The 10,591-nt window shown below is 55.7% G+C and carries 10 protein-coding genes; 8 read left to right on the top strand and 2 right to left on the bottom strand.

Annotation, left to right across the window (positions count from 1 at the left end):
- Positions 1-303 (top strand): hypothetical protein (locus Q0K17_RS03855; protein ID WP_294540138.1); only part of this gene is annotated, 303 nt, incomplete at its 5' end.
- 62 nt (positions 304-365) lie between these two features.
- On the opposite strand, the gene Q0K17_RS03850 is transcribed toward Q0K17_RS03855, so the two are convergent.
- The gene (locus tag Q0K17_RS03850; protein ID WP_294540136.1) at positions 366-1,205 is read right to left on the bottom strand and encodes a DegV family protein; all 840 of its coding nucleotides are present in this window, start codon (positions 1,203-1,205) and stop codon (positions 366-368) included.
- 242 nt (positions 1,206-1,447) lie between these two features.
- On the opposite strand from Q0K17_RS03850, the gene Q0K17_RS03845 reads away from it, so the two are divergent.
- From Q0K17_RS03845 to Q0K17_RS03815, 7 genes are all read left to right on the top strand, one after another.
- Complete coding sequence (locus Q0K17_RS03845) at positions 1,448-2,458, top strand: GDSL-type esterase/lipase family protein (protein ID WP_294540134.1); 1,011 nt, start codon at positions 1,448-1,450, stop codon at positions 2,456-2,458.
- 89 nt (positions 2,459-2,547) lie between these two features.
- Entirely contained in the window at positions 2,548-2,790 is a 243-nt protein-coding gene (locus Q0K17_RS03840; protein ID WP_294540132.1) for a hypothetical protein, read from the top strand.
- A gap of 1 nt (position 2,791) precedes the next feature.
- Positions 2,792-4,789, top strand: coding sequence for a 1,4-alpha-glucan branching protein GlgB (gene glgB, locus Q0K17_RS03835; protein ID WP_294540140.1), 1,998 nt, complete (start codon positions 2,792-2,794; stop codon positions 4,787-4,789).
- Between the two features lie 36 nt (positions 4,790-4,825).
- On the top strand, positions 4,826-6,049 hold the full coding sequence (locus Q0K17_RS03830; protein WP_294540130.1) for a glucose-1-phosphate adenylyltransferase: 1,224 nt from the start codon (positions 4,826-4,828) through the stop codon (positions 6,047-6,049).
- The gene (gene glgD, locus Q0K17_RS03825) at positions 6,043-7,170 is read left to right on the top strand and encodes a glucose-1-phosphate adenylyltransferase subunit GlgD (protein WP_294540128.1); all 1,128 of its coding nucleotides are present in this window, start codon (positions 6,043-6,045) and stop codon (positions 7,168-7,170) included. The genes Q0K17_RS03830 and glgD overlap by 7 nt, the downstream gene beginning before the upstream one ends.
- Positions 7,171-7,301: 131 nt before the next feature.
- Positions 7,302-8,720 carry a glycogen synthase GlgA gene (glgA, locus tag Q0K17_RS03820; RefSeq protein ID WP_294540126.1) on the top strand — a complete coding sequence of 473 codons (1,419 nt, stop codon included), beginning with the start codon at positions 7,302-7,304 and terminating at the stop codon, positions 8,718-8,720.
- 166 nt (positions 8,721-8,886) lie between these two features.
- Positions 8,887-9,900: a serine hydrolase gene (locus tag Q0K17_RS03815; RefSeq protein WP_294540124.1), complete on the top strand. Its 1,014-nt coding sequence runs from the start codon at positions 8,887-8,889 to the stop codon at positions 9,898-9,900.
- Positions 9,901-9,968: 68 nt separating this feature from the next.
- Here Q0K17_RS03815 and udk read toward each other — a convergent pair whose 3' ends face one another.
- Positions 9,969-10,589: a uridine kinase gene (gene udk, locus Q0K17_RS03810; protein ID WP_294540122.1), complete on the bottom strand. Its 621-nt coding sequence runs from the start codon at positions 10,587-10,589 to the stop codon at positions 9,969-9,971.
- Between the last annotated feature and the right edge of the window lie 2 nt (positions 10,590-10,591).

Genomic DNA, 10,591 nt, shown 5'->3' with positions numbered 1-10,591 from the left:
CTGAACGCTTGCCGCCCGCTTCCGGTGCATGATTTCGGTGACGGTTTTCTCACCCTGACCGATGGCCACACGCGGGCTTTGGCTTTGCTGCTGTTGGGGCTGCCCTGTCCGGTCTGTTATGATATGGATGAAATGGTGGTGGGCCCGGAAGGACAGAAGGCCTACCGTACGGCCATTGGCTGGTGCAGGGACGCGGGCGTTTGTACGGTGGGGGACCTGAGGAAACGTGTGGTGGGGCAGCCACAGTATGAGAAACTGTGGCTGGACCGCTGCGCACAGGCTTTTGCCGAATTGGGGCAATAATGCCCGCCACAGTATAAAAACACCCCCGGAGAGAGCCTCTCCGGGGGTGTGCTGGTGGTTTCTCAGTAGGTAATGATAATGCCCTGCTCCTGCGCGTAGAAGCTGCAAAGACCGCCGCAGGGGACTACCTGTACATTGGCTTCCGGCCATTTGGCACGGATGCCGTGGGTCAGCAGGGCGGCGGCGTTCTCGTTGCTGCAGTGGCTGATGAGCACCGGACGGGTACCGTCGAAGCCATCGTGATCCATCTGCTCCAGAATGCGGGCCAGTACCCGGGGTTCGCCGCGGGTCTTGAAGAAAAAGTCGATCTTGCCGTCGGCGGTGCGCTTGCCCAGCACCCGCATGTTCAGTCGTCCGGCGATAAAGCCGACTACCTTGGAAACGCGGCCATTTTTGGCCAGATTGTCAAAGCTGGCCAGAGCAAACAGAATGTGGCCTTCCTTGCTGAACTCGGTCAGGGCCTGACAGATCTCCTCAAACCCGGCGCCTTCTCCAATCATACGGTTGGCCAGAGCGGCCGCCGAAGCCAGTGCGCCGGCGCAGCTCAGTGTGTCCAGAATGAAGATCTTCTTTTCCGGGTGTTCTTCCAGCACCATCTCCCGGGCAGCCACAGCGGCGTTGTAGCTGCCTGAAAGATTGCTGCTGATGGTCATGGCAATGACCTGGTCAGCCTGCAGAAAACGCTCGGCCCATTCCTCGGGGCTGGGGCAAGCGGAAGAAGAGGCGCCGTTGTAGTCGGTCATCGCCTGGATCATCTGCGGCACATTCAGTGTGGGCAGGTCCACATATTCCCGCTCCCCGATGCGGATTTTGAACGGGACCAGTGCAAACTGCACTCCTGCAGAAAGCGGCGTCAGTTCCCGGATGTCACAAGAAGTGTCGGATACAATCATCCATGCCATGGCAAACCCTCCCGGCACCGGTGCAGAACACAGGCGCGCTATACCAAGTATTGGTTTCTCTCTCTTTATTATACGGGGGCACGGCAAAACCGTCAAGCGTTCGATTCAGCGCACAAAATTGTAAAAGGTAGGGGAGGGCGGGTTTTTCCCTTGCGTTGGTGATGGAAAAAGAGGTATAATACCTCATGTACTTGTTATGCTGCATGCAGAAGGCGTGCACAACCACAGGAGATCTCTGTATTATGGCAGATTATTATTACTATCGCAGAAAAGTGGAAAGCCAGCGCCGCCGCCGCAAGGCGGTGATCGCGCTTTTGATTGTTATGGCTCTGTTGTGCGCGGCTGCCGGATATTTCTGGTTCCGCAGCCAGAATGATACACCGCCGCAGGGGAGCACGCCGGAAACGGCCGTGTCGGAAACAGCGTCTCCGGCCCCTGCCACCACGGAAACGGCGGCCAGTCCGGAAAGTGCTTCGCCCTATGCGCCGCAGCGCCTTCTGCCGGCGGTGGACAACGCTTCCTGGGATACCAGCCAGCCGGTGGAACAGACCATCGATTTTGAATATCTGAATACCGATGCCAGAATGGTGGCGCTGCCCCAGTCCGGTCGTGTGACCAGGGAGCATTTCAACACCGCTACCTTCCTGGGGGACAGCATTACCGAAGGCATGGCTATCTACGCCACCGGGTTTACCAATGCCCAGGTCAGGGGATACCGCAGTGCAGGCCCCCAGATCATCGTCAACAATGCAGTGGTGCATGACTACGCCCGCAATGTGGACGAGGCGGCCCTGGACGCCGTGGTGGCTTCTCAGCCGGATTTCCTGTATGTGCTGTTCGGCACCAATGCGTTGGTTAATCAGGGCAACGAGGATTCCTTTGTTGCTTATTATGACAAGATGATCGAGATCCTGCAGCAGAACCTGCCTGGTGTGGCCATTTATATCCAGGCCATTCCCGGCGTGCAGGAAACGGTTGTCCAGACCAAGCCGGGTCTGGACAACGCCCGTATCCAGACCATCAACAATATGCTGGCCAACATAGCTTTGACCCGCGGGTGCTATTTCGTCAATATCCAGGAAGCCCTGACCTATCCCGACGGAAGCCAGATCGACGAATACCAGACCAGCGACGGTATCCATATGGGCCCTGCCGGTTACGCAGCCTGGACGGAATACCTGCAGACCCACACCGCCTGGGACCGGCGGAACAAATACGAAGGTACCAATCCTTACTATATTCTCGGTTCGTGATGAATACAGCGCTTGCAGCGTGCTTTTCTGACAAAAAGTGCGCTGCAGGCGCTTTTTTCGTTGCATAATGTCATCAAGCAACATGATAAATGACTATTTTGCACAAATCGACAGGCAGGCTTGATAAAATTTTAGCGGTTTATTACAGAAAAGTCTTGAAATTCGTGTGTGAAACGGGTAATATAGAATCAATAGAACCACAAAAATCAGTGGATCTGCAGCAGCAGAACCACACAAAGCATGGTTTTGTAAGGGGAGATCAAATTGAAACAGCAAGAAAAGGTGCCAAAACCTTCCGACCTGCCGATCTATCTGTTCAAGCAGGGCAATAATATGGAGGCTTACCGCTATTTCGGCGCACACCTTTGCGAGCAGGACGGTCAGGCGGGATGTGTGTTCCGCCTGTGGGCTCCGCATGCAAAGGCTGTTTCGGTAGTGGGGAACTTCAATGACTGGATGCCCACCGCCCACCCGATGCAGAAGGTGGATGACGGTATCTGGGAATTGTTCATTCCGGGGATCAAGCAGTTTGACGTGTACAAATACTGTGTTACCACCCCGGCGGATGAACTGGTCTATAAGGCTGATCCGTATGCGTTCCACGCCGAGACCCGCCCCTCCAACGGCAGCAAAGTCTATGAACTCAGCGGATTCGCCTGGGATGATACCGCCTGGGAAGAAGAGCAGAAAAAACGTGATGTGATCAACGGGCCGATGCTCATCTATGAGCTGCATGCGGGCAGCTGGAAGATGAAGGCGGATGGTGTGCCGTACAACTACTCCGAACTGGCGGACGAGCTGATTCCGTACATAAAGGATATGGGCTATACCCATGTGGAACTGCTGCCCATCACCGAATATCCTTTCGACGGCAGCTGGGGGTATCAGGTCACAGGTTACTATGCACCCACCAGCCGCTACGGTACGCCCCATGATTTCATGGCGTTTGTGGACAAGATGCACAATGCCGGCATCGGCGTGATTCTGGACTGGGTGCCCGCCCATTTCCCCAAGGACGCCTATGGTCTGTATATGTTCGACGGTGCGCCCTGCTATGAGGACCCCAACCCCCGCCGCGGCGAGCATAAGGAATGGGGCACCATGGTGTTCAACTATGGCATGCCGGAGGTGCAGAGCTTCCTGATCTCCAGCGCGCTGTTCTGGATCGAGCAGTACCATGTGGACGGCCTGCGCGTGGATGCAGTGGCCAGCATGCTGTATCTGGATTACAACCGTCGGGACGGCGAGTGGGAACAGAACGTCAACGGCGGTAAGGAAAACCTGGAAGCCATTGCCTTCCTGCAGAAGTGCAACAGCACCGTTCTGGGACGCTATCCCCACAAGATGATGATCGCTGAAGAATCCACCGCATGGCCTCTGGTTACCAAGCCTGCCGCGGACGGCGGCCTGGGATTCAACTTCAAGTGGAATATGGGCTGGATGAATGACATGCTCAGCTACATGAAGACGGACCCGCTGTTCCGTGCCGGCAATCACGGCAAGGTCACCTTCAGCTTCTTCTATGCGTTCAGTGAAAACTTTGTGCTGCCCATCAGCCACGATGAGGTCGTGCATGGCAAGTGCAGCCTGATCAACAAGATGCCCGGTGATTACGAACAGAAGTTTGCCAATCTGCGTACCTTCTATGGCTACATGGCCGCGCACCCGGGCAAGAAACTGCTGTTCATGGGGCAGGAGTTCGGCCAGTTCATCGAGTGGGACGAAAATAAACCGCTGGACTGGATGCTGCTCGGGTACGATAAGCATCACCAGCTGCAGAGTTATGTACGTGATCTGAACAAGTTCTATCTGGAAACGCCGGCTATGTGGCAGGTGGATTACAGCTGGGAAGGCTTCCAGTGGATCGTGCCGGACGATAACCAGCAGAGTGTCATTGCGTTCCTGCGTCGGGACGCCAAGGGCAAGATGGTCCTCATCGTCTGCAACTTCAACCCTGTCCTGCGGGAAGGCTACTCCATGGGCGTGCCCAACGCCGGCAGCTATAAGGAAGTTCTGAACTCCGACGATGTCAAGTACGGCGGTTCGGGCGTTACCAACGGTACGGTCCGCAGCAAGAAGGGCGCTATGCACGGCTTTGAGCAGCATATTACCCTGACGCTGCCGCCGCTGTCCACGATGTATTTCAGCGTGCCCGCGCCCCGCAAAAAGCCCACCAAGAAAGCGGAGGAAGAACCGGTAAAGGCTGCCAAGGCAGAAAAGTCTGTCAAAGCGGAAAAGCCGGCAAAGCCCACTGCGCGCAAGACCACTGCATCGACCCGTACGCGCAAAACCAAGTCCAAACCGTCTGAAAAGATGGAAGGAAATATTTGATCCACTGCAAATACCATATTTAAGGGGAGAAACATTATGGCAAAAGAAATGATCGCAATGATCCTGGCCGGCGGACAAGGCTCACGCCTGTATGCGCTGACCCAGAAGCTGGCCAAGCCGGCGGTACCCTTTGGCGGAAAGTACCGCATTATCGACTTCCCGCTTTCCAACTGTGTCAACTCCGACATTGACACGGTTGGCATCCTGACGCAGTATCAGCCGCTGGTTCTGAACGAATACATCGGCAACGGTCAGCCTTGGGACCTGGACCGCCTGCATGGCGGCGTACATGTTCTGCCTCCGTATCAGCAGGCCAGCGGCTCTGACTGGTACAAGGGCACTGCCAACGCCATTTATCAGAATATTTCCTTCATCGATCGGTATGATCCGCAGTATGTCATTATCCTGTCGGGCGACCAGATCTGCAAGCAGGACTACAGCGATTTCCTGCGCTTCCACAAGGAAAAGAACGCCGAGTTCAGCGTTGCCGTCATGGAAGTGCCATGGAGTGAGGCTTCCCGCTTCGGCCTGATGGTCACCGACAACGATGACCGTATCAATGAGTTCCAGGAAAAGCCGAAGGATCCCAAGTCCAATCTGGCTTCCATGGGTATCTACATCTTCAACTGGGATGTGCTCAAGGCCTACCTGATCGCCGACGAAGCGGATCCCAACTCCGAAAATGACTTCGGCAAGAACGTCATTCCCGCGCTGCTCAAGGACGGCCGCCGCATGTATGCGTACCGCTTCAGCGGCTACTGGAAGGATGTGGGCACCATTTCCTCCCTGTGGCAGGCCAACATGGAAGTGCTGGATCCCTCTCATTCCGGCATCAACCTGTTTGATGAAAACTGGAAGATTTACTCCCGCAACTCCGGCCGTCCCTGCCAGCAGATCGGCACGGATGCCGACATTGAAAACTCCATGGTCACCGAAGGCTGCAAGGTCAACGGCACCGTCAAGAACTCCATCCTCTTCTCGGGCGTTGTGGTCGAAAAGGGCGCAACGGTCGAAGCCGCTGTTGTCATGGGCGGTACGGTCATCAAGGCCGGCGCTACCGTGGCACACTGCATCGTCGCCGAAAACTGCACCATCGAAGAAGGTGCAACCGTCGGCAAGATGCCCGAAGGCGGCCTGAACATTGCCGAACCCGGCGATGTGGCAACTCTGGGCGCCGGCGTCAAGATCGGCAAGGGCGCAACGGTGGGCCCCAAGGCAATGGTCTCCAATGATGTAAAGGATGGTGAGGAACAATGGTAAGCAGCAACGCAAATGCTCTGGGCGTTATTTTCGCCAACTCTTATGATAACCTTGTCCCCGAACTGGTGGCGGAGCGCACAATGGCCTCCATCCCGTTTGCGGGCCGTTACCGTATGATCGACTTCACTCTGTCCAACATGGCCAACTCCGGCGTGGACAATGTGTCGATCATCGTCCGCAAGAACTACCACTCCCTGATGGACCATCTGGGAGCCGGCCGTGAATGGGACCTGACCCGCAAGCGCGGTGGTCTGAACATTATCCCGCCTTTTGCAGAGCGCAGCGTCAAGCTGTACTCCGGCCGCGTGGATGCACTGGCCAGCGTGCTGACCTGGCTGACTGCGCAGAAAGAGCGCTATGTCATTCTCTCTGACTCCCACATCGCCATGAACTTCAACTTCAACAAGCTGCTGGAAGCGCATATCAACAGCGGCGCCGACGTGACCATGGTCTATAACCGTGCGGAAATTCCCGATGGTGCCCGCAATGACAACTACACCATCCGGATGGATGCCAACGGCCGTGTGACCGAACTGCTGTCCAACGATTATCGTCCCGGCATGCAGAATCTGTCCATGAACCTGTATGTCATCGAGCGTGAAAGCCTGATCCAGCTGGTCCGTGACGCTGCTGTCCGCGGTCTGGTCTACTTTGAACGGGATATCCTGGCCCGCAACCTCAGCCTGCTGAACGTCCAGGCTTATGAATTTACCGGCTATGCGGCCCGTCTGGCGGATATGAAGAGCTATTTCGACGAGAATATGCGCCTGCTGCAGCCGGGTAACGTCGATCAGCTGTTTGACCCCGCCAACCCCATCTACACCAAGATTCGTGATGATAACCCCACCCGTTACATCAGCGGCAGCAAGGTCAAGAACAGCCTGCTGGCTGACGGCTGCGTCATCGAGGGTGAGGTCGAGAACAGTGTGCTGTTCCGCGGCTGCGTTGTCAAGAAGGGCGCCGTGGTCAAGAACAGCGTGCTCATGCAGGATACCATTGTGGAAGAAAACTGCTCCGTTGAATATGTCGTGACTGATAAGAACGTTCATATCACCACCGGCAAGCAGCTGTGCGGCACCGATTCGTTCCCGGTGTTCGTTGCCAAGAACCACACGGTTTGATCGCTCAAAAAGGCGGGCCGCCACATCTCCCCGGCGGCCGCGCCTGATTGAGAGGGCGGGGGAGTCTCCCGCCCTTTCTTTTACTTCTCCGCGCATTGCGCGTGATAGATCCGCAAGGAGGCTACCCAACCATGAGAATTTTGTATGCAGCCAGCGAAGCAGCCCCATATGCCAAGTCCGGCGGTCTGGCCGACGTGGCTGGTGCCCTGCCTAAAGCTCTTGTCCAGGACGGTATCGACTGTCGTGTGGTGATGCCGCTGTACAATGACCTGAAGTTCAAGGACACCCTGACTTATGTCACCAATTTCAGTGTGCCGGTGGGGTGGCGCAGCCAGTATTGCGGCCTGTTCAAGGCCGAGCATGACGGCGTTACCTTTTACTTCATCGACAACGAATATTACTTCAAGCGCAGCGGATTGTATGGCTTCTATGATGATGGCGAGCGCTTTGCCTTCTTTGCCCGCGCCATTCTGGAAATGCTGTTCTATACGGATTTCGAGCCCGATATCATCAACTGCAACGACTGGCAGACCGCGCTGACGCCGGTATACCTGAACCTGTATTATCGTCATCTGGACAAGTTCAACCGGATCAAGACGGTGTTTACCATCCACAACATTGCCTATCAGGGCAAGTATGGTCTGGATATTCTGGAAGATACCTGCGGTATCGGCAATCGGGATGCCCATGTGGTCGAGTACGACGGCTGCGCCAACTTCATGAAGGGCGCCATCGAGACCGCCGATAAGGTCACCACCGTCAGCCCCACCTACGCCCAGGAAATTCTGGATCCCTGGTTCAGCCATGGCCTGGATGGTCTGCTGCGTCAGAAACAGTACAAGCTGTGCGGTATCCTCAACGGCATTGATGTGGACGTGTTTAACCCGGCCACCGACCCCGATATCGTCAAAAACTATGATGTCGATACCTTCCAGGAAGGCAAGGTGGCCTGCAAGGCAGCTTTGCAGGATGAGATGAACCTGAACAAGGACGGCAGTCCGGTCATGGCCATGGTCACCCGTTTGGTAGGCCATAAGGGTGTGGATCTGGTCCGCTCCATCGCCGAAGGCCTGCTGCAGCAGGGAATTGAGCTGGTCATCCTCGGTTCCGGTGAAGCGCAGTACGAAAACTTCTTCAATGAACTGTGCGCCCGTCATCCGGGCCGCGTGGGTGTGTACATCGGCTTCAATGCCAAGCTGGCCCAGCGGATCTATTCCGGTGCCGATATCTTCCTGATGCCGTCCCGCTCCGAACCCTGCGGTCTGGCCCAGATGGTCTCCTGCCGCTATGGCACCATTCCGGTGGTGCGCGAGACCGGCGGTCTGCGGGATTCCATTCACGACTCCGGTGACGGGTACGGAAATGGCTTTACCTTTGCCAACTACAATGCCCATGAGCTGTATGAAGCTTGCTGGCGTGCCAAGGAAGGATACTGGCAGAAGGATGGCTGGCCGATTCTGGTCCGCCGTGCCATGGAGTGCGACTTCAGCTGGTCCAACTCTGCCAAGAGCTATGAGGGTCTGTACAACGAGGTCGTCAATCTCTGGTAATCTTCCCATAAACTGAGGCAGATCTCCTGTCGGGATTCCCGGCAGGAGATTTTTTTGTCGGTTGCACCATTTTCACACATTTTGCAAACAAAACCGATACAATCGAAAGGTATTATTGCTATATGGAACCGTGTGGGATACAATAGATGGGTGAAGGATGTGGATGATGATGTCAACAAAAACCAAAAAGCCGCGGTCCGGTCTGGCGCTTTTGGGGCTGGCGGCGGCTGCAGTGGTGCTGGCTTTTACCGCACGGGAACTGATTCCTCTGCTGCAGCCAGGAAAAGAAACGGATACAATGCAGACGGCCAGTACACAACTTTCGGAAAGTCTGCCCACGCCGGTCAGTGAGCCGGAGGATGAGCCGGAAGCCGTGGCAACACCGGCTGTAACGGCCACACCCTTTGCGGGGTGGGATGTGGAAACGCTGGATGCTTTCTGCGCACAGCAGCCAAGCGGCTTTTCTGTGTATGCGAAGGACCTGGAAACCGAAGCCGTGTATACATATAATACGGAAACAGAATATTACCCGGCCAGCACGCTGAAAGCGGCGTATGCACTGTGGCTGTGTGAGCAGGCGGAGCAAGGCGTGCTGGATATGGAGGGGGATGTGCGGAATACCTTCTCCTTCGGCACACTGGCCGGCACCAAACTGAATGCCTATGACGGCGTTTCCATGATCCCGGCCTGGGATGTCATGTATGCGATGATCACAGTCAGTGATAACAACGCCATGGACATGCTGGTGGCAACATGGCCGGCAAATGAAGGGAGCGGATTCTGTGATTTCCTGGCCGATCTTGGGTTTCATGCTCCATATACCTGTTCCATGACCGAGGAGGACGGCATCCAGGGCATTATGAATGTATCCGATGCCGGTCTGCTGATGCAGGCACTTTATCAGTATTTCGGAACGGAAACCAGCACCTCGCTGCAGCTGATGGACTGCTTCCTGGATGCAGAACACACGGCGCTGTACATACCGGAAGGGGTGGAAGCTGCCAAAAAGTATGGCAGCTGGGATTATGCCTTCCATGACTTTGCCATTGTGTATGCGGAACACCCTTACATTCTTTGCTGCATGACCGACCAGGGCGACCAGAACGTGGATTTTCCGCCGGCTGTGGTGGCCGCTATGCAGGAACTGGGACAGCTGGTCTATGCCCAGGAAAGCGCCTGAGCGGTTTATACTGTCCGCTATATAATAAGGAAAGCCCGGTGTCTCCTGAGAGGCATCGGGCTTTTTGTTCAGTTGGTCTGTAAATGATTATCGACCCATTTGATCAACATATCCAGGGCCACTTCGTTGCGTCCGCCTTCCGGCACAATCAGGTCGGCTTTTCGCTTGCTTGGCTCGACAAACTGTTCATGCATGGGTTTGACGGTGGTCAGATACTGCTTCACTACGCTGTCCAGGGTGCGTCCCCGGGATTTCACATCGCGGACGATGCGCCGCAGAATGCGAACATCCGCATCTGTGTCCACAAAGACCTTCAGATCCATCATGCTGCACAGTTCGGCAGAATCAAAGATCAGGATCCCCTCCACAATAATGACCGGCGCGGGGGAGACCGTCACCGTTTTATCGCTGCGGTTATGAATGGAGTAGTTATACACCGGCACCTGGACCGTTTCACCGCGCCGCAGGGCGCGCAGGTGCTCGACCAGCAAGTCGGTGTCAAAGGAATCAGGGTGATCGTAATTGAGCTTGCAGCGCTCTTCATAGGGCAGTTCATCGTGACGTTTGTAGTAGCTGTCGTGGTTGATGACACTCACTTCATGTTCGCCAAAGTGTTCCCGCAGCCGTGCCGTCAGGGTGCTTTTGCCGCTGCCGGTGCCCCCGGCAATGCCGATGATGGTAGTTTTCATTC

The organism is uncultured Gemmiger sp. (assembly GCA_944388105.1).
Lineage (GTDB): Bacteria > Bacillota > Clostridia > Oscillospirales > Ruminococcaceae > Gemmiger.
The sequence above is the reverse complement of the archived record's forward strand: the minus strand, read 5'-3'. Positions and strand labels throughout refer to the sequence as shown.